The following is a 20,211-nucleotide window of genomic DNA, read 5'->3' as shown; positions in this document are numbered from 1 at the left end:
GCACCGGGCTGGGGTCGCAGATGGAGATCGATCCCGAACTGGTCGTGCCCGACCCGACGCTGTCGATCGGCGAGGGGGCGTTGGCGCCGTGGGCGACGAGCACGTCGCAGTACTACGAGCAGATCACGCAGGCGATCGCCGAGAAGTACGACATCGACCTCGAGGCGCCGTGGGAGACGCTCGACGAGAGCGCTCGCGAGCTGTTCCTGTACGGCACGAACGGCGACCGCATCCCGGTCTCCTACCGCAACCGCTACGGGCGGAGGCGCTCGTACGCGACGCGGTTCGAGGGCATCGTGCCCAACCTCGAGCGGCGCTACAAGGAGACGGAGTCCGACCTCGCGCGCGAGAAGATCGAGGAGTTCATGTCGATGGTGCCGTGCCCGGCGTGCAAGGGCGCCCGGCTGCGGCCCGAGTCGCGCGCGGTGCTCGTCGGCGGCCTGGCGCTGCACGAGTTCGCGTCGTTCAGCGTGCGCCGCGCGCTGCAGTGGCTGGCGGACGTGGACCTGACCGAGACCGAGCGCCACATCGCGCGGTTGATCGTGCGCGAGATCGAGGAGCGGATGCGCTTCCTCGACGACGTCGGCATCGGCTACCTCTCCATGGACCGGGCCGCGGCCACGCTGTCGGGCGGCGAGGCGCAGCGGATCCGGCTCGCGACGCAGATCGGGTCCGCACTGGTCGGCGTGCTCTACGTGCTCGACGAGCCGTCGATCGGGCTGCACCAGCGGGACAACCACCGGCTGATCGAGACGCTCACCAGGCTGCGCAACCTGGGCAACACGCTGATCGTGGTCGAGCACGACGAGGACACCATCCGCACGTCCGACTGGGTGGTCGACATCGGCCCCGGCGCGGGCGAGCACGGCGGCCACATCGTCCACAGCGGACCGTACGAGAAGCTGCTGAAGAACAAGAAGTCGCTGACGGGCGCGTACCTGTCCGGCCGCGAGCGGATCGAGGTGCCGGCACTCCGCCGGCCGGTGGACAAGAAGCGGCAGCTGACCGTGGTGGGCGCGCGGGAGCACAACCTGCGCAACATCGACGTGTCGTTCCCGCTGGGCTGCCTGGTGTCGGTCACCGGCGTGTCCGGCTCCGGAAAGTCCACTTTGGTCAACGACATCCTGGCCACGGTGCTGGCCAACAAGCTCAACGGCGCGCGGCAGGTACCCGGCCGGCACACCAGGGTGCGGGGCCTGGAGAAGGTGGACAAGCTGGTCCGGGTCGACCAGTCGCCGATCGGCCGCACCCCGCGGTCCAACCCGGCCACCTACACCGGGGTGTTCGACAACATCCGCAAGCTGTTCGCGGCCACCACCGAGGCCAAGGTCCGCGGCTACCAGCCGGGCCGGTTCTCCTTCAACGTCAAGGGCGGCCGCTGCGAGGCGTGCGCAGGCGACGGCACCATCAAGATCGAGATGAACTTCCTGCCGGACGTGTACGTGCCGTGCGAGGTGTGCAAGGGCGCGCGGTACAACCGGGAGACCCTCGAGGTGCACTACAAGGGCCGGACCATCTCCGAGGTGCTGGACATGCCGATCGAGGAGGCCGAGAAGTTCTTCGAGCCGATCAAGGCGATCCACCGGCACCTGCGGACGCTGGTGGACGTCGGGTTGGGATACGTGCGGCTCGGCCAGCCGGCGCCGACCCTGTCCGGTGGCGAGGCGCAGCGGGTGAAGCTGGCCTCGGAGCTGCAGAAGCGGTCGACCGGCAAGACCGTGTACATCCTCGACGAGCCGACAACGGGGTTGCACTTCGAGGACATCCGCAAGCTGCTCGGTGTGATCAACGGCTTGGTGGACAAGGGCAACACGGTCATCGTGATCGAGCACAACCTGGATGTGATCAAGACCTCGGACTGGGTGATCGACATGGGTCCGGAGGGGGGCTCCGGTGGGGGCACGATCATCGCGGAGGGGACGCCGGAGCAGGTGGCGGAGATGAAGCACAGTTATACGGGGGATTTTCTGCGGAATGTGTTGGGGGATGCGGCTGCGGTGGCAGGGTGAGGTAGAGGGGCCCGGGCGGTTGGGGGAGGGGTGTTGGTACCGGGGTTGAGTTGGGGCGCCGGGTGGCCGGCTGGTGGGGTGGTTGCACCCGGCGTGTTGGCGTCTGGCGTTGGTTTGTTGGCGCGTGACGCGCGCGTGTTGGCGGGTGACGTTGGTGTTGGCGCTTGGCGTTGGTGTGTTGGCACTTGACGCAGTCGGGTTGGGCCCAGTCGCGTACATGACTTTGGCGGCTCAGGTGCTTGAGTTGGCGGCCGCACTTCCCTGGCGCGGCGCGACCACCTTTGCCAGGGGGTGACACGCCGGGGCTAGGCGAAGGTGTAGGTGATGCCGGTGAGTTGTTCGGAGAGGTCCCAGAGGCGGCGGGCGGTTTCGGGGTCGCGGGAGGCGGAGTTGGAGCTGACGATCTTGGGGTGGCCGCGGTTCTCGAAGAGGCGGTCGGGGCCGATGTAGGTGGGGCTGGGGAGGTCGTGCACCGCGGCGTAGAGGGTGGGGAGGGCGCCCATGTCGGCGCTTTGGGCGAGGATGCGGTTGCCCAGGGCCATGATGCGGTCTTGGACGGACTCGGTGTGGGACTGGAGGTTGGTGGCGGCGTAGCCGGGGTGGGCGGCGAGGGCCTTGACCGGTGACTTGGCGGCGGTGAGGCGGCGGGCCAGCTCGTAGGTGAAGAGTAGGTTGGCCAGCTTGGACTGGGCGTAGGCGGGCCAGCGTTGGTAGCGGCCAGTTTCCCAGTTGAGGTCGTCGAGGCGGATGCGGCCCATGCGGTGGGCGCCGCTGGAGACCGTGACCACGCGGTCGGTGATCCGGTCGAGGAGGAGGCCGGTCAGGGCGAAGTGGCCGAGGTGGTTGGTGCCGATCTGCATCTCGAAGCCGTCGGCGGTGCGGCGGAGCGGAAGGGCCATCACGCCGGCGTTGTTGATCAGGATGTCGAGCGGGCCGTCGAGCTTGGCTGCGAAGGCGCGGATCGAGGACAGGTCGGCGAGGTCGAGCTCGCGGACCTCGGGAGTGCCGGGCATGGTGGCCGCGGCGGCCTCACCCTTGGCCAGGTTGCGGCAGGCGATGATCACTTTGGCGCCGGCCCTGGCGAGCTCGCGGGCGGTGACGGCGCCGATGCCGCTGTTGGCTCCGGTGATCACCACCGTGCGGCCGGTCTGATCGGGGATGTCGGACGCGGTCCATTTGGCCATGTGGCGAGCCTAGTGGGAGCGGCCGGGCGGGCGGGGGATCGTGCCGGGCGGGGCGCGGTGCGCCCCGGCGGCGAGGCCGACCAGCCGGCGAGCGCGGGCCAGGCCGTCGGGACCGGTCACGTCGACGGTGATCCAGTCCGATGAGCCGGGGCGCAGTGTCACCGCCGGATCGGATCGCAGCTCGTCGCGGTGGGCCCGGATGAGCCGGCGGGTGAGTCGGACGTCCAGCAGGTCCTCGGATTCGAAGTGGGCGATCTCGGTGCCGTCGACCCAGTAGGCGAGGTCCGGCTTGTACCGGGACCCGCTCTCCAGCACGCCCTCGATCTCGGTGAGCGCCGCGCGGACCAGGTCGGACATGGGCGGGAGGGTAGTCCACAAGAAAGTTTCGAACCGGTTGAACCGGTCGGGGACGGGGCTCGTGTGCATGGTGACGACCAGCATCGGGAGGTTGACCCGTGGTTCGCGAAGCCGAGCGGGCGGTGGGTCGCGAGGGCCCGGCCGGGCGGGAACGCACCAACCCCTTCCGTTCCCGCCCGGTCGACCAACCGAAGGGTGGATATGCCTGATGGAGCAGTCCAGTACTGTTCTCGCCGACCAGGGTGGTGTCCGATTAATCCGGGTAGGTGAGGGCAGGCGTGACGTTCCCCGGCTTGCGGTCGCGCCGACAGCGCGCCGGCGGTGGGCAGGAACAGGCTGCGCCAGGCGAGGACCTGATCCGCTTCCTGTACCACGAGCATGGCCGCAGCCTGTTGGCGTACGCGACCCGGTTGACCAACGACCGGTCGGCGGCCGAAGACATTGTGCAAGAGACGCTGCTGCGAGCCTGGAAGCACGCCGATGATCTGCGCAACGACAGCAAGGGCTCGGTGCGCGGGTGGCTGCTCACCGTCGCCCGCAACATCGTCACGGATCGGGCCCGCGCCAGGGCCGCCCGGCCCCCGGAAGTCGCGGAGCCGGTCGACGTGCCGTCCGTCGAACGCGACCACGCCGAGCAGGTGGTCAACTCGATGGCCGTGCTGGGTGGGCTTGATCGATTGTCCGCCGAGCACCGGGAGGTGCTTGTGGAAATGTACTACCGGGGCCGAACGGTCGCCGAGACGGCCAAGGCGCTCGGCATCCCTCCGGGTACCGTCAAATCGAGGTCCTACCACGCCTTACGTGCCCTGCGCGCGGTGCTGGAGGTGTCGAGATGAACTCGCTTGAGCATGATCGCTCGATGCTCGGCGCCTACGCCCTCGGCGCGCTGGATCCCTCCGAGGCCCAGCTGGTGCACGACCACCTTGCCGGGTGCGCGGCGTGCCGGCAGGAGGTGGCCGAGCTGACCACCCTGCGCGCGGCGATGGACGAGGTGCCGCCGGAGGCGTTCCTCGACGGTCCCCCCGACGGCGGTGATCTGCTGCTGCAGCGCACGATCCGGGCGGCAAGGGCCGAGCATCACCGGTCGTTCCAGCCGCTCCGGTCGGGCCAGCCGGCTCGGCGCTACCGGCGGACCCTGGTGGCCGCGGCGGTCGTGCTGCTGGCCGCGGTGACCCTCGGCGGTGGCATCCTGGTCGGCCGGGTGACGGCGCCCGACCGGTCGGACGTGTTCGCCGGGGCCAACGTCCAGCACGCGCAGGCGACCGACCAGGCGACCGGCGCCAGCCTCGCGGTCGACGTGGTGCCGCAGGCCGGCTGGGTCCGGCTGCAGGTCACGGCGAAGGGCATCCCGCAGGGACAGAAGTGCCTGATCCGCGTCGTGCCGAGGTCCGGCGAGCCGATCCTCACGGCGAGCTGGCAGGTGTCGGCGGCCGGTGCGCGGGACGGCACCACGCTGCAGAGCGCGGCGCTGGTCAGCCCGGACGACGTGGAGTCGATCGAGGTGGTGAACACGGACGGCATGCGGTTCGTGGAGGTCAAGGTCTGAACCGTGGGCCAGGGGGGAGCGTACTGATCACGTGTCGCTGCACGAGTACCGGTTCCGCCACGTCTGGTCGGTCGAGACGGCCGCGGCCAAGGTGTTCGGCGCCCTCGTCGACCTGGGCAGCTACCCGCGCTGGTGGCCGGACGTCCGTTCGGTCAGCCGGGTCGACGACAACACGGCCGAGCTGACCTGCCGCGCGCTGCTGCCGTACGCCCTGGTGTTCCGGATGCACCGGGCCGAGCAGGACGAGCGCAACGGCCTGCTGCGCGTGCACATGACCGGCGACCTCGAGGGCTACGTCCAGGGCGTCGTCGCTGCCCACCGGCCGAGCCAGGCCCGGCTCGAGATCTCCCAGGAGGTCGTGGTGCGCAAGAAGCTGCTGCGCCGCCTCGCCCCGGTGGCCCGCCCCCTGTTCCGCGCCAACCACGCCGCCATGATGCGCCGTGGCCACCGCGGCCTACGCGCCTACCTGGCCTCCGGCACCAGCTGACGTCCGGCAGCGCCGGCGCGGGGGCCGGCGTGCGGATCAGCGCCGAATGTCTACATCGGACACACCGGTGACCGGGTGCGAGCGGGTGTGACTCCCGGCACCGGCACCCGTGCGGCGTCGGCGGACAGCGAGCCGTACGTGGCGGTGCGCCCGGGGGCACCGTGTCCTGAGTGGACAGTGAGCCGGCCGGCACGCTCAGCGCCGGGCGGTGGCGGTGACCAGGCGGGCCCGCATCGCGGCGGCGGCCTCGCGCATCGGTTTGGTACAGCAGGCTCACCGACGCCGAGCCGCCGGTGAGCTGGTTCATCAGGTTGGCCGGGGCGCGTCCGGCAACCTTATGTCCACATCGGATATTCGGGGATCATGCTGAACGTCGTGGTGATGCCCTGGCCTACCTCATCCGTTGGCGTGGCGGTCAGCAGGGTGAACCAGCTGTAGCAGCCGAGAGTCGTCCCATCACCGGACGTAATGGCCCGTCGGTGCGCCGCTCGCTGTGCGCTATGCACATTCGGCCAGAAGGGTCAATGTTGCCGATCCGGAGCAAAACGAGCATCGTGACTCCATGGCAGCGGTGGAGCGGGTCGAAGACGTCCCCGTGGATCAAGCACCCGTCGAGGCGCTGCGCGGTCGGCTGGACGAGATCGCCGACCGCTGGGTCACCCACATCGTGGCCAAGAACTCCGGATACCTCGACACCGCGCTGGTCTCGCTGCCCGACCTGCGCCGGTCCTGCCGGGACAACGCGGACGCCATGCTGCGCCTGCTGGCCGGCGACACCGGGGCCGAGCCGTACGCGGTCATCAGGGCCAGCGCCCGGCGCCAGGCCGAGCGGGGCGTTCCGCTCGACTCCGTGCTGCGGTCCTACCGGCTCGCCGGTCTCGCCGTGTGGCAGGAGGCGATGGACGCCCTGCCCGAGCCCGCGCTGCTGGACGTGGCCGGCTCGCTGTGGATGGTCGTCGACGAGGTGTCCGCCGAGTTCGCCACCTGCTACCACTACCACCGCACCGAGCTCGAGCTGCTGCGGATGGCCGAGCAGCGCCGGCGGGTGATGGTCGACGAGCTGCTGCGCGGCCGCGGGCGCGAGTCGAGCTTCCTCGAGGAGGCCGCGCTCAAGCTGGACCTGCCGGCCGACAGCCCGTACCTGGTGTTCGCGGTGGAGCCGACGTCGGCGGGCCGGCCGGGCGTGGAGATGCCGACGGAGACGTTGGCTGCGGGCAACTTCCGCTCCGTGTGGCAGGTCAGCGGCGAGGCGCTGGTCGGCCTGGTGGCGCTGGAGCGGTCCGGGCAGGAGGCGGTGCTGCGGCGGCTGCGGCCGGCGATGCGCGGGCGCGGCGGCGTCGGTCCGGTGGTGTCCGGGCTCGGCCGGGTCGACGAGGGCTACCGGCTGGCGCTGACCGCGATGGCGACGCTGCCGCCCGGCTCGCCCGGCCTCGCCGTGCTCGAGGACCACCTGCCGGAGGCGCTGCTGGTGCGCTCGCCCGAGCTGGCCGACATGCTGGTGCGCGAGCTGCTCGGGCCGGTGCTCGACCTGCCCGGCAAGGAGGGCCGGCACCTGCTCACCACGCTGGCGGTGTGGATCGACACCAACTGCTCGGTGGCGCACACCGCGGCCCGGTTGTACTGCCACCGCAACACCGTGCTGAACCGGCTCAACCGCCTGGAGACCCTGCTCGACCGCCCGCTGAAGGGCCGGGCCACGTTCGTCGCCGTGTCCCTGGCGCTCACCGCGTGGGAGCTCGGTCAGGCCCGTCCATGAGAAGCACCATGCAGGAGGCCCCGCTGACGGTGGCCAGGATGCTCCGCCACAGCACGGCCGTGCACACCGACGCCAGGGTGGCCACCTGGACCGGGACCGCGGCGCGCTACCGGTCCTACGGCGACCTCGGCGTCCGGTGCGCCCGGCTCGCCCACGCGCTGCGCGCCCTCGGAGTGACCGGTGATCAGCGCGTCGGCACGTTCATGTGGAACAACGCCGAGCACCTCGAGGCCTACCTCGCCGTGCCGGCCATGGGCGCCGTGCTGCACACGATCAACCTGAGGTTCTCCCAGCAGCAGCTGGTGTACACGATCAACCACGCCGAGGACCGGGTGATCCTGGTCAACGAGACGACGCTGCCCCGGTTCGCCGAGCTGCTGCCGGAGCTGCCGACCGTGGAGCACGTCGTCGTGGTGGGCAGCGGGGCGCCGACTGCGGTGCACAGCGCGGGCCGGCTCACCCACGACTACGAGGAGCTGCTCGCCGCGCAACCCGACCGGCACGCCTGGCCCGACCCGGACGAGAACAGCGCGGCCGCGCTGTGCTACACCAGCGGCACCACCGGCAAGCCCAAGGGCGTCGCGTACAGCCACCGGTCGGTCTACCTGCACAGCATGGCGGTGAACACCCCGGCCGCACACGAGATGCGCCCGGCCGACGTGCTGCTGCCGGTGGTCCCGATGTTCCACGTCAACGCCTGGGGCATGCCGTACGCGGCGTTCCTGGCCGGCGCCGGGCAGCTGCTACCCGACCGGTTCCTGCAGCCGGAGTCGCTGGTCGCGATGATCGAGCGGGAGCGGCCGACGATGGCCGCCGCGGTGTCCACCACCTGGTCCGGCGTCGCCGAGCACCTGCGCACCCGCCCGGCCGACATCTCCTGCCTGCGCATGGTGCTTGCCGGGGGAGCGACCTGCCCGCCGACGCTGATCCGCGAGTTCGAGGAGCGGCACGGCGTGCAGGTGGTGCAGGGCTACGGCATGACCGAGACGTCGCCGATCGCCGCCGTCGCGCACCCGCCGGCCGGGGTGTCCGGCGACGAGGCCTGGCCGTACCGGATCAGCCAGGGTCGGCTGCTGCCCTCGCTGGAGGCCCGGCTGATCGGGCTGGACGGCAAGCCGCTGCCGCACGACGGGAAGGCCGTGGGGGAGCTGGAGCTCCGCGGCCCGTGGATCGCCAGCTCGTACTACCGCCCGGAGCCGGCCGACCGGGACGCGCAGGGCCGGTTCGTCGACGGCTGGCTGCGCACCGGCGACATCGGCACGCTGACCCCGGACGGGTTCCTGACTCTGACCGACCGGGCCAAGGACCTGATCCGGTCCGGCGACGAGTGGATCTCCTCGGTGGAGCTGGAGAGCCAGCTGATGACCCACCCGGCCGTGGCCGAGGCCGCCGTGATCGCGGTGCCGGACAGCCGCTGGCAGGAGCGCCCGCTGGCCGCCGTGGTGTTCCAGGCCGGGCGCCGGGCCCCGCTCGCCGAGCTGCGCGACTTCCTCGCCGGGCGGATCGACTGGTGGCAGGTGCCGGAGCGGTGGAGCGTGATCCCCGAGGTACCCAAGACCAGCGTCGGCAAGTTCGACAAGAAGGAGCTGCGCCGCCGCTATGCCGACGGCACCCTGGACGTCACGGTGCTCGAGCAGGACTAGGTGCGCGCTCGTCGTCCGCGGTGGGTTGGTCGGCGGCGCGGTGCTCGTCGTCGACCATGGTGGTCTCGTCGAACGGGTCCTCGCCGCGGAAGACCCGGTTGGCCTGCTCGCGGTCGAACTCCTGGGTCCAGGTGCCGACCAGCACGGTGGCCACCGCGTTGCCGGCGAAGTTGGTCAGCGCCCTTGCCTCGGACATGAACCGGTCGATCCCGACGATCAGCCCGACGCCCTGCACCAGGTCCGGCCGGTGCGCCTGCAGCCCGCCGGCCAGCGTGGCAAGGCCGGCGCCGGTCACGCCGGCGGCGCCCTTGGAGGCGATGATCATGAACAGCAGCAGGGAGATCTGCTCGCCGAGGGACAGCGGCGAGCCCTGCGCGCTGGCGATGAACAGGGTGGCCATGGTCAGGTAGATGGCGGTGCCGTCCAGGTTGAACGAGTAGCCGGTGGGCACCGTGATGCCGACGACCGGGCGGCCGACGCCGAGGTGCTCCATCTTGGCGATCAGCCGGGGGAGGGCCACCTCGGACGACGAGGTGGACAGGATCAGCAGGAACTCCCGGCCCAGATACCGCAGCAGGGACAGCAGGTTGACCCTGGCCACGGCCCACAGCACGGCGGCGAGCACACCGAACACGAAGATCAGGCAGGTCGCGTAGAACCCGAGCATGATCACCGCGAGGCTCTTCAGCGCGCTCCAGCCGGTGGCGCCGACCACCGCGGCGATCGCCCCGAACGCCCCGATCGGCGCCGTCCACATGACCATCGCCAGGATCTTGAAGATCAGCTTCTGGATGTGGTCGATGCCGCGCAGGATCGGCTCTCCCCTGCCCCGCAACGCCTGCAGGGCGAACCCGACGAGCAGCGCGACCAGCAGCGTCTGCAGCACGTTGCCCGACGTGAGCGAGGACAGCAGGGTGTCGGGGATGATGCCGAGCAGGAACTCGTTGGTGCCCTGGGCGGGTCCGCTCGGCGGCGTGCCGGCCTTCAGGCCGGTGCCTGGCTCGAGCAGGTTGCCGACCACCAGCCCGATGATCAGCGCCACCGTGGACATCACCAGGAAGTAGCCGATCGCCAGGACGCCGACCTTGCCGACGGTGGCGGCCTTGGCCACCTTGCCGATGCCGAGCACGATCGTGCAGAAGATGATCGGGCTGATCATCATCCGGATCAGCTTGACGAACCCGTCACCGAGCGGTTTCAGGGACTTCCCGGCCTCGGGGAACACGAGGCCGACGATGATGCCGGCCAGCACGGCAAGCAGCACCGCGATGTAGAGGTAGTGGGTCCGGTCCCGGCGTCGTCGCTCGGTGGGTCGGTCGGTGGTCGCCACGGTGCTCTCCTCTGCCGACGGTTCCGGCCCGCAGTGTCCGCTCCGCTATGACCCAGGTCACGTTTCCGTTCATTTCGTTCACACTTATGACCATGAGCCTCGCCCGACAGCTGCTCGTCCTGCAGGTGATCATCGTCGGCCTGCTTGTGGTCGTGGGCGCGCTGCTGGTGTACCTGGACGTGGCCGACCGGGCCGAGGACGCCGCGCGGGACAAGGTGGTCGCGGTGGCCAGGACCGTGGCCGACGCGCCCACGGTGGTCGACACGCTGGGGAGCGCCGATCCCACCACGGTCCTGCAGCCGCTCGCCGAGCGGATCCGCGGGGACACCGGGGTGGACTTCGTCGTGATCATGCAACCGGACGGCCGGCGGTACACCCATCCCAACCCGGCGATGATCGGCGGGCAGTTCCTCGGGCACACCGAGGAGGCGCGGGCCGGCAACGTGTTCACCGAGACCTACACCGGCACGCTGGGCCCGTCGGTGCGCGCGGTGGTGCCGGTGTACGGCACGGACGACGAGATCGTGGCGCTGGTCAGCGTCGGGATCACGCTCAACGCGATCGCCGGGCAGGTGCGCGACCGGATGGCGCCGCTGGCCGTCGTCGTGGCCGGCGCGCTGGCCATCGGCACCGCGGGGACCTACCTGGTGAGCCGGCGCATCCGCCGGCAGACCCATGGGCTCGGACCCGCCGAGCTCGGCCGCCGGATCGACTACCACGAGGCGATCCTGCACGCGGTCCGCGAGGGCCTGCTGCTGATCGACAAGGATCACCGCGTGACGTTGTGCAACGACGGGGCGCGGCAGCTGCTCGATCTGTCCGGGGAGGTCGAGGGCAGGCGGGTCGACGAGCTGGGGCTGCCGGATGCGTTGGTGCGCAGCCTGTCCACCGACCAGGAGGCGCACGACGAGCTGCAGCTGACCGACCGGAGGGTGCTCGTGGTCAACTCCGCGCCGGTGCGCTCGGGCGACCGCGCCCACGGCAGCGTGGTGACCCTGCGGGACCACACCGATCTGCAGGCGCTGACCGGTGAGCTGGACTCCATGCGCGGGTTCGCCGAGTCGCTGCGCTCGCAGGCGCACGAGGCGGCCAACCGGCTGCACACCGTGGTGTCGCTGGTGGAGCTGGGCCGCAGCCGGGAGGCCGTCGAGTTCGCCACCGCCGAGTTGGAGATCGCCCAGCGGCTGACCGACCGGGTGGTCGGGGCGGTGGCCGAGCCGGTGCTCGCCGCGCTGCTGCTGGGCAAGGCGGCGGAGGCCAGCGAGCGCGGGGCGCAGCTGGTGGTCACCGAGGACACCGAGATCGACGACGCCGTGCTCGGCGGGGACCTGGCCAGGGACGTGGTCACGATCCTGGGCAACCTGATCGACAACGCGCTGGACGCCGCGCTCGAGGCCGGCGGGCGGCCGCAGGTGTTCGTGACCGCCCGGACCGAGGGCGGCGAGCTGGTGCTCCGGGTCGCCGACACCGGCGACGGGCTCGATCCCGCGCGCCGGGACGAGGTGTTCCGGCGCGGCTGGTCCACCAAGACCGACGGCGGACTTGTCGGCCGGGGGCTCGGGCTGGCCCTCGTCGGGCAGGCGGTCCGGCGCTGCCGCGGCACGATCGATGTGTCCACACAGGACGGTGCGGTGTTCACCGTCCGGCTGCCGGTGCGGCCCGGCGTCCGCGCGTGATCCGGGTCCTTGTCGTCGAGGACGATCCGGTGGCGGCCGAGGCGCACCGGCTCTACGTCGAGCGGGTCGCCGGGTTCTGCGTGGTGGGCGTGGTGCACTCCGGCGGGGAGGTGCTGCGCACGCTGCGGCACAAGGAGGTCGACCTGCTGCTGCTCGACCTCTACCTGCCCGACGCGCACGGGCTGGACGTGTGCCGCGCGGTGCGGGCGGCCGGGCATGCGGTCGACGTGATCGCGGTGACCTCGGCCCGCGACCTGGCCGTGGTGCGGGCCGCCGTATCCGCCGGCGTGGTGCAGTACCTGCTCAAGCCGTTCACGTTCGCCGCCATGCGGGACAAGCTCGAGCGCTACGCGAAGTTCCTGGCCGGGGTGGACCGCACCGGGGAGGCCGCCGGCCAGGCCGAGGTGGACAGCCTGCTGGCCACGCTGCGCAGCACCGACACCCGAGCTTTACCCAAAGGGATGAGCGCGCCGACCCTCGATGCGGTGATCGCCGCCCTGCGCGCCGCGAACGGCGGGCTGTCCGCCGCCGCGGCCAGCGACGGGCTCGGCGTGTCCCGCGTGACCGCCCGCCGCTACCTGGAATACCTGGCGGACAACGGGTTCGCCGTCCGCCGCCTGCAGTACGGCCAGATCGGCCGGCCCGAGCTGTGGTACCACTGGGCCTAGAGTCAGTCTTTGCGACATGGCGGCAGGGTTCGCGCCCGCCAACCGCACCTCGGGGGACCGTGCCGGCAGCCAGCCACGATCCACCCGACAACTGCACCGTTCGCCGGGACACAACGACAGCAGTTGATTCCTTAGAGGCGGACCAGCGATCCCGGCGAGCAATGGGGCGTCCGGCCACACGACCCGCTCGCCGTCCCACGGCGCGAGGTTCCACGCCGTGCCCTCGGACACCAGGCCGTCCCGCCCGACGAACAGCGCGTCGTCGAAGCCGTCCGCCTTGGCCAGCCGCCAGTGCCGGATCAGGCCCATGGTCGTGACATGCTCGAGGTGCGGCAGATCCCGGACGTAGGTCGTGGTCCGCAGCCGCCAGTCCGGCTCAGGGGCGGGCGGCGCCCGGATCGCTGACCGACACGAGCACCGAGGGCCCGGCGCCGGCCGGGCCGCGCCGGCCGCCGGCCACGACCGTCACGCGCACCGATGCGTCCGGCGTCCCGGCCAGCGCCCGCCGGACCCGTCGAACACCGGGCTGCCGTCAACGGCCTGGCCGAACAGCTCCGGGGAGGACTCCTCCCACCGCCGCACGTGCGGGTCGATGCCGCGCACCGCGCCGCCCCTGACCTGCATCGAGGTGAAGTGCCCGTAGTTGGTGACGGCCATCCGGTGCAGCTGGTCGACCGTGGCCGGCGTCCCGTCGATCTCCGCTCGCAACACGCCGATCATGCCCGCACGGGGAGCCACAGGATTATTCAGACATACGCGTCTGTTATTCTGTACGGCGCGACTCGCCCCGGTAGGGGCGGCAAAGTGGAGCCCCGCTCCCACCCGCGTCACCACCAGGGTGTCCGGGTCCGATCGCAGTGTCCCGGCGTGCGCCGGGATCGGTCGGATTGCGGGCCCCGTTCGCCTCAGGCGACCGGGGTTCGATGCTTGTCAGGGGTGTCACGGAGCCAAACCCGGGTCGTGCCGTACTAGACGACCCTGACCTCGGACGGAGGAGGCCCCATCAGCTCCGAGACACGTATCAACGACCGCATCCGGGTGCCGGAGGTCCGCTTGGTCGGACCCAGCGGCGAGCAGGTCGGAATCGTGCGCATCGAGGATGCGCTCCGGCTGGCCCAGGAAGCGGATCTGGACCTCGTCGAGGTCGCCCCCCAGGCCCGGCCGCCGGTGTGCAGGCTCATGGACTACGGCAAGTTCAAGTACGAGAGCGCACAGAAGGCCCGCGAGTCGCGCCGCAACCAGCAGCTCACCGTGATCAAGGAGCAGAAGCTCCGCCCCAAGATCGACACCCACGACTACGAGACCAAGAAGCGCAACGTCGTTCGCTTCCTCGAGCACGGGAACAAGGTCAAGGTCACGATCATGTTCCGGGGCCGGGAGCAGTCCCGCCCCGAGCTCGGCTTCCGCCTCCTGCAGCGGCTGGCCGACGACGTCGCCGAGCTCGGCTTCGTCGAGGCGTCGCCCAAGCAGGACGGCCGAAACATGATCATGGTGTTGGCGCCGCACAAGACGCAGAAGTCCCGGCAGCGGGCGACCACCCCGAGCGCCGGACCCGACACCGCCCAGTCGTGACCTGACCCGATCATCCTGATCGCCTGACAGAAGCAAGGAACGCACATGCCCAAGCAGAAGACTCACACCGGCACGGCCAAGCGCGTCAAGGTCACGGGCAGCGGCAAGCTGCTGCGCCAGAAGACGGGTCTGCGCCACCGCTTGGAGAAGAAGTCCAGCGAGCTGACCCGCCGCCTGTCCGGCACCACCGAGGTGTCCCAGAAAGACCGTCGCCGCGTCAAGCGGCTGCTCGGCCGCTGACCACCGTTCGGCCGATTTCCCAACCCCATGACCATCCGGGCGGTGGCGATGCCTCCCGCCCACGAGAGATCGACAGGACGGACCAGTGGCACGCGTGAAGCGGGCAGTCAACGCCCACAAGAAGCGCCGCACGACCCTCGAGCTGGCCAGTGGCTACCGCGGACAGCGCTCGCGCCTCTACCGCAAGGCCAAGGAGCAGGTGCTCCACTCGCTCAACTACGCCTACCGCGACCGCCGCGCGCGCAAGGGTGACTTCCGGCAGCTCTGGATCACCCGGATCAACGCCGCCGCCCGGCAGAACGGCATGACCTACAACAGGTTCATCCAGGGCCTGCGCGTGGCCGGCGTCGAGGTCGACCGCAAGATCCTCGCCGAGCTCGCGGTCAGCGACCCGAACGCGTTCGCCGCGCTCGTCGCCGTCGCCCGGGACAACGCACCGGCGCAAGGCAAGGCTTCCTGAACCCCACGAACGACCCACGACCCGGGGACAGTCCACTGTATACAGACCGGACTCCCCGGGTCGTTGCCGCTCGGCACCTGACCCGCCGGCAGGGCCGCGACCGGGCCGGGCGCTTCCTGGCCGAGGGCGCGCAGGCCGTCCGCGAGGCGCTGGCGTTCGCCACCGTGCACGAGCTGTTCGTCACTCCGGACGCGGCCGCTCGGCATCCCGATCTGGTGCGCTCCGCCGCCGACACCGGCGTCCGGATCTCCCCGATCACCGACCGGGCCGCCGCCAGCCTGTCGGAAACCGTGACCCCGCAAGGGATCGTCGCGGTCTGCGACCTGCTCGACGTGCCGGCCCGGGAGGCGCTGGCCGGCGAGCCGAAGCTGGTCGCCGTGCTCGTCGGCATCTCCGACCCGGGCAACGCCGGCACCGTGATCAGGGTGGCCGACGCGGCCGGCGCCGACGCCGTGATCCTCGCCGGGGACACCGTCGACCCGCACAACGGCAAGTGCGTCCGGGCCTCCACCGGCAGCCTGTTCCACCTCCCCATCACCCGATCGCGTGAGATCCCCGCGGCGCTCGCCGCGTGCCGGGCCGCCGGACTTAGGCTCGTCGGAGCGGACGGCCATGCCAGGGATATCCTCGACGGCGGCCGGCTGGGGGAGCCAACGGCCTGGGTGTTCGGCAGCGAAGCCCACGGCCTCCCCGACTGGGTGCGCGCGGGTCTCGACCACTGCGTGCGGGTCCCGATCTACGGCCGCGCGGAGAGCCTCAACCTGGCCACGGCCGCCGCTGTGTGTCTCTACGCCAGCGCGACCGCCCAGCACTGAGCTGGAGAAAGGTGCCTACCATGTTGTACGCTCATGTAGGTACATCCGACGTGCCGGGGAGGTGCGAGATGACCTCCGTCAGCGTTCGTGAGTTCTCCTACAACCCCAGCGCCATGTTCTCCCGCGTGGAGAACGGCGAGACCCTCGAGGTCACCCGGCACGGCAAGGTCATCGCCGTGCTGACCCCGCCCCCTCGGTACAAGAGCCGGTACGAGGAGTTGGTCGCCGAGGGCTCGATCATTCCGGCAGCAGGCGACTTGCGGGCCGGCGACTGGGACAAGTTCACCCATCTCGAGGTGCCGGACGACGTCGATCCGCTTCAGCTTCTTCTTGAGATGCGAGATGAGGAGCGGTTTTGATCTACGTCGACTCCTCTGCCTTGATCACGCTGGTCGTCGGGCGTCAACATGTGAAGGCCTTGCGAGCCTTTCTCGACAGCCATCCCACCGAGAGGACCAGCACGAGCACCATCGGCTTGATCGAAACGGTGCGGACCTGCGATCGGCTCGGCACGTATCCGAACCTCATGCGCCAGCTCCGGCATGATCATGCCGAGATGCCGGTGACGAGCCGGATCCGGGACGCGGCAGCCGATGTGCCGGGTTTGATTCGCTCCCTCGATGCCATCCACGTCGCGACCGCGGAGCTGCTCGGCCCCGAGTTGACCGCGCTGGTCACCTACGACAATCGAATGGCGAAGGTGGCACGCGACCTTGGCCTGACGGTGGCGATGCCTGGGATGGAGTAACCGGGTTCTTCGGGGAAGATCCGATCGCCTAAGATCGGGCTGCTCGCCGGCATCAGCCGTCGCCTGCGAGCCGGCCTACCGGCCACCAAGAACCCGGGAGCTGTTCACCAACCATGTCCGGAGCCAACGACTCCTACGACCCCAAGGAGGTCGCGGCCCTCGGGTCCGAGACCTTGCAGGCAGCAGTCACCAAGGCGCGCGAGGAGTTCGCCGCGGCGCCCGATCTCGCCGCGCTGGCCGCGGTCAAGCCTGCCCACCTCGGGGACCGGTCGCCGCTGCTGACCGCCCGGCGGGAGATCGGCGCACTGCCCCCGAAGGCCCGCTCCGAGGCCGGCAAACGGGTCAACGAGGCGCAGGGCGCGGTGAAGAAGGCGTTCGAGGAGCGGCTGGCGCAACTGCAGGCCGAGCGGGACGAGCGGGTGCTGCGGGAGGAGCGCGTCGACGTCACGCTGCCCTGGGACCGCTACCCGCGCGGCGCCCGGCATCCGATCACCACGCTGTCCGAGCGCATCGCGGACGTGTTCATCGGCATGGGCTACGAGGTCGCCGAGGGTCCCGAGGTGGAGACCGAGTGGTTCAACTTCGACGCGTTGAACTTCAAGAAGGACCACCCGGCGCGCACCATGCAGGACACCTTCTACGTCGCGCCGGAAGGCTCCGGGCTGGCGCTGCGCACGCACACCTCGCCGGTGCAGATCCGCGCCCTGCTCGAGCGGGAGCTGCCGGTGTACGTGGTGTGCCCCGGCCGCACGTTCCGCACCGACGAGCTGGACGCCACGCACACCCCGGTGTTCACCCAGGTCGAGGGCCTTGCCGTGGACAAGGGTCTGACCATGGCCCACCTCAAGGGCACGCTGGATGCCTTCGCCAGGGCCATGTTCGGCAGCGAAGCCAAGATCCGGTTGCGCCCCTCGTACTTCCCGTTCACCGAGCCGTCCGCCGAGCCCGACGTGTGGTTCACGGAGAAGAAGGGCGGCGCCGGCTGGGTCGAGTGGGGCGGCTGCGGCATGGTCCATCCGAACGTGCTGCGCGCCTGCGGCGTCGACCCGGACGTCTACTCCGGCTTCGCGTTCGGCATGGGCATCGAGCGAACCCTGCAGTTCCGCAACGGGATCCCGGACATGCGGGACATGGTCGAGGGTGACATCCGGTTCACCCTGCCGTTCGGAACGGAAGGCTGAGCACGGTGAGGGTCCCAGTCAGCTGGCTGACCGAGCATCTCGAGACGGACGACAAGATCACCGCCGAGCAGATCGCGGACGCGTTCGTGCGCATCGGCATGGAGGTCGAGGACGTCCGGCCGCTCGGCTCGGTGACCGGCCCGCTCGTGGCCGGCCGGGTGGTCCGGATCGAGGAGCTGACCGAGGTCAAGAAGCCGATGCGGCACTGCCTCGTCGAGGTGGCCGAGCCGGACGACGACATCGACGAGGCCGCCCGGCTGCGCGGAATCGTCTGCGGCGCAACGAACTTCTCCGAGGGCGACCTCGTGGTGGTCGCCCTGCCGGGCACCGTCCTGCCGGGCGGGTTCACGATCACGTCCCGCAAGACCTACGGGCGGCTGTCCGACGGCATGATCTGCTCGGCCCGCGAGCTCGGCCTCGGCGACGACCACACCGGCATCCTGGTGCTGCCGCCCGAGGAGGCCGGCGCCGGGGACGACGCCATCGAGCTGCTCGGCCTCGACGACACCGTGATCGAGCTCGCCATCAGCCCGGACCGCGGGTACTGCTTCTCGGTGCGCGGCCTCGCCCGCGAGCTGGCCTGCGCCTTCGACATCGGGTACCGCGACCCGGCCGCGATCGACGTGCCGCAGGCCGACGGCAAGTCGGTTCCGGTGACGATCGAGGATCCCGATGCGTGCCGGCGGTTTGCCGTGCGTCGGGTGTCCGGAGTGGACCCCACGGCGCCGACCCCGTGGTGGATCCGGCGCCGCCTGCTGCTCGCCGGCATCCGCTCGATCTCGCTGGCCGTGGACATCACCAACTACGTGATGCTGGAGACCGGCCAGCCGATGCACGCCTTCGACGCCCCGTCGCTCAAGGGCGGGATCACCGTGCGGCGGGCCCGGCCGGGCGAGAAGCTGACCACTTTGGACGATGTGGAGCGCGTGCTCGACCCGGACGACATTCTGGTCTGCGACGACTCCGGCCCGATCTCGCTTGCCGGGGTGATGGGCGGGGCGAGCACCGAGATCCGCCCGGACAGCACGGACATCCTGCTGGAGGCGGCGAACTGGGATCCGCCGTCGATCGCAAGGGCGGTGCGCCGGCACAAGCTGCCCAGCGAGGCGTCCAAGCGGTTCGAGCGGTGCGTCGACCCGGCGTTGCCGCCGGCCGCGCTCGAGCGGGCCGCGCGGCTGCTGCGCGACCACGGCGAGGGCAGCATCCGGCCCGGCCGCACCGACGAGGGCAGCCCGCACGAGCTGCCCTCGGTCACCATGCCGATCGACCTTCCGGACCAGGTGGCCGGCGTGTACTACGAGCGCGGCGTGACCGTCCGCCGGCTGGGCCAGATCGGCTGCCGGCCCGAGGTGGCCTCCGGCGAGGACGGCACCACGCTGGTCGTGGCGCACCCGCCGTCCTGGCGTCCCGATCTTCAGCAGCCCGCCGACCTGGTCGAGGAGGTGCTCCGGCTCGAGGGATACGACACGATCCCGTCGGTGCTGCCGGCCGCGCCCGCCGGCCGCGGCCTCACCCTGGCCCAGCGCCGCCGCCGCGCGGTGTCCCGGGCTCTGGCCGAGGCCGGCTACGTCGAGGTCATTCCCTTCCCGTTCGTGTCCCCGGCGGTCTGGGACGCGTTCGGCCTCGACGCCGAGGACAGCCGGCGGCGCACCCTGACCGTGCTCAACCCGCTCGAGCACGACCGCGCCGAGCTGGCCAGCACGCTACTGCCCGGCATGCTGGACACCTTGGTACGCAACATATCCCGGGGCGCCCGGGACATCGCGTTGTTCCACATCGGACAGGTCGTGCAGCCGAGGGCGCAGCAGGTGTCCCCACCGGATCTGGCCCTGTCGCACCGGCCGACCGACGAGGAGATCGCGGCCATGAACGCCGCGCTGCCGCAGCAGCCGACCCACGTCGCCGTGGTGCTGGCCGGCAACCGCCAGCGGGCCGGCTGGTGGGGCCCTGGGGAGAAGGCCGGCTGGGCGGACGCGGTGCACGCGGCGCACGTGGTGGCCGCCGCGGCCGGCGTGCAACTGCGGGTGCAGGCCTGGGAGCTGATGCCGTGGCATCCCGGCAGGTGCGCGCAGCTGCGGGTCGGCGACTGGCCGGTCGGCCACGCCGGCGAGCTGCACCCCAAGGTGATCGAGGCGCTCGACCTGCCCCCCGGCACCTGCGCGATGGAGCTCGACCTCGACACGCTCCCGCTTGCCGAGCGCCGTCCCGCGCCCCGGGTGTCGCCGTACCCACCGGTCCTGCTCGACGTCGCCCTCGTGGTGGACGAGCAGGTCCCGGCCGCCGACGTGGCCGAGGCGCTGCGCACCGGCGGCGGCGACCTGCTCGAGGAGCTCAACCTGTTCGACGTCTACACCGGCGAGCAGATCGGCGCCGGCAAGCGCTCCCTGGCCTACGCCCTGCGCTTCCGCGCCCCCGACCGCACCCTCACCCTCGACGAAGCCACCGCCGCCCGCGACGCGGCCGTCGCCGCCGCCACCCAACGCCACGGCGCCACCCTCCGCGGCTGAACCACCAAGAGCCGTGAGCCCTGCATCGGCGC

Annotated in this window: 20 protein-coding genes and 1 pseudogene; 16 read left to right on the top strand and 5 right to left on the bottom strand. The window is 71.0% G+C overall.

What is annotated here, in order from left to right; translation table 11 throughout:
• Positions 1-2,009: excinuclease ABC subunit UvrA (uvrA, locus tag VGX25_RS14440; RefSeq protein ID WP_326918282.1), on the top strand; the 2,009-nt coding region annotated here is incomplete at its 5' end.
• Positions 2,010-2,314: 305 nt separating this feature from the next.
• Here uvrA and VGX25_RS14435 read toward each other — a convergent pair.
• Both VGX25_RS14435 and VGX25_RS14430 read right to left on the bottom strand, forming a co-directional pair.
• A complete protein-coding gene (locus tag VGX25_RS14435; RefSeq protein ID WP_326918281.1) occupies positions 2,315-3,193 on the bottom strand; it encodes an oxidoreductase in 879 nt (292 codons plus the stop codon).
• A gap of 9 nt (positions 3,194-3,202) precedes the next feature.
• A complete protein-coding gene (locus VGX25_RS14430) occupies positions 3,203-3,550 on the bottom strand; it encodes a luciferase family protein (RefSeq protein ID WP_326918280.1) in 348 nt (115 codons plus the stop codon).
• A 278-nt stretch (positions 3,551-3,828) separates the two neighbouring features.
• Here VGX25_RS14430 and VGX25_RS14425 point away from each other — a divergent pair, with 278 nt between their 5' ends.
• The 5 genes from VGX25_RS14425 (at position 3,829) to VGX25_RS14405 (ending at position 8,982) form a co-directional block, all read left to right on the top strand.
• The gene (locus VGX25_RS14425; protein WP_414635803.1) at positions 3,829-4,386 is read left to right on the top strand and encodes a sigma-70 family RNA polymerase sigma factor; all 558 of its coding nucleotides are present in this window, start codon (positions 3,829-3,831) and stop codon (positions 4,384-4,386) included.
• Positions 4,383-5,096, top strand: coding sequence for an anti-sigma factor family protein (locus VGX25_RS14420; protein WP_326918279.1), 714 nt, complete (start codon positions 4,383-4,385; stop codon positions 5,094-5,096). The genes VGX25_RS14425 and VGX25_RS14420 overlap by 4 nt, the downstream gene beginning before the upstream one ends.
• Before the next feature lie 31 nt (positions 5,097-5,127).
• A complete protein-coding gene (locus VGX25_RS14415; RefSeq protein ID WP_326918278.1) occupies positions 5,128-5,583 on the top strand; it encodes a polyketide cyclase in 456 nt (151 codons plus the stop codon).
• Positions 5,584-6,145: 562 nt separating this feature from the next.
• Positions 6,146-7,339: a helix-turn-helix domain-containing protein gene (locus tag VGX25_RS14410; protein ID WP_326918277.1), complete on the top strand. Its 1,194-nt coding sequence runs from the start codon at positions 6,146-6,148 to the stop codon at positions 7,337-7,339.
• On the top strand, positions 7,336-8,982 hold the full coding sequence (locus VGX25_RS14405) for a long-chain fatty acid--CoA ligase (protein WP_326918276.1): 1,647 nt from the start codon (positions 7,336-7,338) through the stop codon (positions 8,980-8,982). Before VGX25_RS14410 ends, VGX25_RS14405 begins: the two co-directional genes overlap by 4 nt.
• On the opposite strand, the gene VGX25_RS14400 is transcribed toward VGX25_RS14405, so the two are convergent.
• Complete coding sequence (locus tag VGX25_RS14400; protein ID WP_326918275.1) at positions 8,960-10,312, bottom strand: cation:dicarboxylate symporter family transporter; 1,353 nt, start codon at positions 10,310-10,312, stop codon at positions 8,960-8,962. The two genes, VGX25_RS14405 and VGX25_RS14400, sit on opposite strands and share 23 nt — an antisense overlap.
• Positions 10,313-10,404: 92 nt before the next feature.
• On the opposite strand from VGX25_RS14400, the gene VGX25_RS14395 reads away from it, so the two are divergent.
• Both VGX25_RS14395 and VGX25_RS14390 read left to right on the top strand, forming a co-directional pair.
• Positions 10,405-11,988 carry a sensor histidine kinase gene (locus tag VGX25_RS14395; RefSeq protein ID WP_326918274.1) on the top strand — a complete coding sequence of 528 codons (1,584 nt, stop codon included), beginning with the start codon at positions 10,405-10,407 and terminating at the stop codon, positions 11,986-11,988.
• Complete coding sequence (locus VGX25_RS14390; RefSeq protein WP_326918273.1) at positions 11,985-12,656, top strand: response regulator; 672 nt, start codon at positions 11,985-11,987, stop codon at positions 12,654-12,656. Before VGX25_RS14395 ends, VGX25_RS14390 begins: the two co-directional genes overlap by 4 nt.
• Positions 12,657-12,773: 117 nt before the next feature.
• Here the strand turns inward: VGX25_RS14390 and VGX25_RS35675 are convergent.
• Positions 12,774-13,019, bottom strand: a pseudogene (locus VGX25_RS35675) (aminotransferase class IV); the annotation flags it as partial.
• A 102-nt stretch (positions 13,020-13,121) separates the two neighbouring features.
• Complete coding sequence (locus VGX25_RS14385) at positions 13,122-13,376, bottom strand: hypothetical protein (RefSeq protein ID WP_326918272.1); 255 nt, start codon at positions 13,374-13,376, stop codon at positions 13,122-13,124.
• A 258-nt stretch (positions 13,377-13,634) separates the two neighbouring features.
• Here VGX25_RS14385 and infC point away from each other — a divergent pair, with 258 nt between their 5' ends.
• From infC to pheT, 8 genes are all read left to right on the top strand, one after another.
• Positions 13,635-14,228, top strand: a complete 594-nt coding sequence (gene infC / locus VGX25_RS14380; RefSeq protein ID WP_326918284.1) for a translation initiation factor IF-3 — start codon at positions 13,635-13,637, stop codon at positions 14,226-14,228.
• Between the two features lie 45 nt (positions 14,229-14,273).
• Entirely contained in the window at positions 14,274-14,468 is a 195-nt protein-coding gene (gene rpmI, locus VGX25_RS14375) for a 50S ribosomal protein L35 (RefSeq protein ID WP_326918271.1), read from the top strand.
• Positions 14,469-14,553: 85 nt separating this feature from the next.
• Positions 14,554-14,928 (top strand): 50S ribosomal protein L20, encoded by a 375-nt coding sequence (rplT, locus tag VGX25_RS14370; protein ID WP_326918270.1) that lies wholly within the window; start codon positions 14,554-14,556, stop codon positions 14,926-14,928.
• A gap of 35 nt (positions 14,929-14,963) precedes the next feature.
• Positions 14,964-15,743 carry an RNA methyltransferase gene (locus VGX25_RS14365; protein ID WP_326918283.1) on the top strand — a complete coding sequence of 260 codons (780 nt, stop codon included), beginning with the start codon at positions 14,964-14,966 and terminating at the stop codon, positions 15,741-15,743.
• Between the two features lie 68 nt (positions 15,744-15,811).
• Positions 15,812-16,102 carry a type II toxin-antitoxin system Phd/YefM family antitoxin gene (locus tag VGX25_RS14360; RefSeq protein WP_326918269.1) on the top strand — a complete coding sequence of 97 codons (291 nt, stop codon included), beginning with the start codon at positions 15,812-15,814 and terminating at the stop codon, positions 16,100-16,102.
• Complete coding sequence (locus tag VGX25_RS14355; protein WP_326918268.1) at positions 16,099-16,491, top strand: type II toxin-antitoxin system VapC family toxin; 393 nt, start codon at positions 16,099-16,101, stop codon at positions 16,489-16,491. Before VGX25_RS14360 ends, VGX25_RS14355 begins: the two co-directional genes overlap by 4 nt.
• A 113-nt stretch (positions 16,492-16,604) precedes the next feature.
• Positions 16,605-17,672 (top strand): phenylalanine--tRNA ligase subunit alpha, encoded by a 1,068-nt coding sequence (gene pheS / locus VGX25_RS14350; protein ID WP_326918267.1) that lies wholly within the window; start codon positions 16,605-16,607, stop codon positions 17,670-17,672.
• Positions 17,673-17,677: 5 nt separating this feature from the next.
• Entirely contained in the window at positions 17,678-20,179 is a 2,502-nt protein-coding gene (pheT, locus tag VGX25_RS14345; RefSeq protein ID WP_326918266.1) for a phenylalanine--tRNA ligase subunit beta, read from the top strand.
• Positions 20,180-20,211: the final 32 nt, after the last annotated feature.

Source organism: Actinophytocola sp., assembly GCF_035942955.1.
GTDB lineage: Bacteria > Actinomycetota > Actinomycetes > Mycobacteriales > Pseudonocardiaceae > DASYTH01.
Note: the sequence above shows the minus strand (reverse complement) of the source record. Positions and strands in the feature narration are given on the sequence as shown.